Annotated in this window: 1 protein-coding gene; it reads left to right on the forward strand. The window is 56.7% G+C overall.

What is annotated here, in order from left to right:
• Nucleotides 1-981 (forward strand): ADP-forming succinate--CoA ligase subunit beta (gene sucC, locus B2R17_RS22930; protein ID WP_286765841.1); only part of this gene is annotated, 981 nt, incomplete at both ends.

Consider the following 981-nt stretch of genomic DNA (forward strand, 5'->3'; position numbering starts at 1 on the left):
CACGAGTATCAAGGCAAACAGCTTTTCCGAACCGCCGGCGTTCCGGTCCTGGAAGGGCACATGGTGACGACGCCTGACGAAGCAGCTGCCGCATACGACAAGCTCGGTGGCAAAATCGCAGTCGTCAAGGCTCAGATTCACGCTGGCGGGCGTGGCAAAGGCAATGTCATCGACAACCCGGACCAAAAGGGCGTCGTTCTGGTCAAATCGGCCGAAGAAGCCAAAGCGGCAGCCGAAGGATTGTTGGGCAACAAGTTGGTCACGATTCAAACCGGGCCCGAAGGCCAAACGGTTTCGAAGGTCTTCGTCGAAGCCGGATGCGATATCGCTCGTGAATTGTATTTGGGCATCGTGGTCGACCGTGCGGGAAGCAAGCCCGTTCTGATGGTCAGCACCGAGGGCGGTGTCGAGATCGAAACCGTCGCGGAAGAAACTCCCGAGCTGATCTTCAAAGAACACTTCGATCCCGCCGTAGGGCTGGATGGTTACCAGGTTCGCAAGCTTTGCAAAAAGCTCGGCATCGAAGGTGCTGCCGCCAAGAGTGCTTACAAATTCATGACCGCGATGTGTCGTTTCTTCGTCGATTTCGATTGCGAAATGGCGGAGATCAACCCGCTCGTGATCACCGGCGACGGCGAAATGGTGGCTCTGGATGCGAAGGTCACCTTTGATGAGAACGCGATGTTCCGTCACAAAGACTTGGAAGAGCTGCGTGACCTCAGTGAAGAGGAAGAGTCCGAGTTGCGGGCCAAAAAGGCTGGGCTCAGCTACGTCAAGCTCGATGGAAACATCGCTTGCTTGGTCAACGGAGCCGGACTGGCGATGTCGACGATGGACATCATCAAGTACCACGGTGGCGAACCGGCCAACTTCTTGGACGTCGGTGGTGGAGCCAACGCGGCTCAGGTGACCGAAGCGTTCCGGATCCTGTTGTCCGATCCCAATTGCAAGGGTGTTTTGGTCAACATCTTCGGCGGGATC

It is taken from the genome of Rhodopirellula sp. UBA1907 (assembly GCF_002337565.1).
Classification (GTDB): Bacteria; Planctomycetota; Planctomycetia; order Pirellulales; family Pirellulaceae; genus Rhodopirellula; species Rhodopirellula europaea.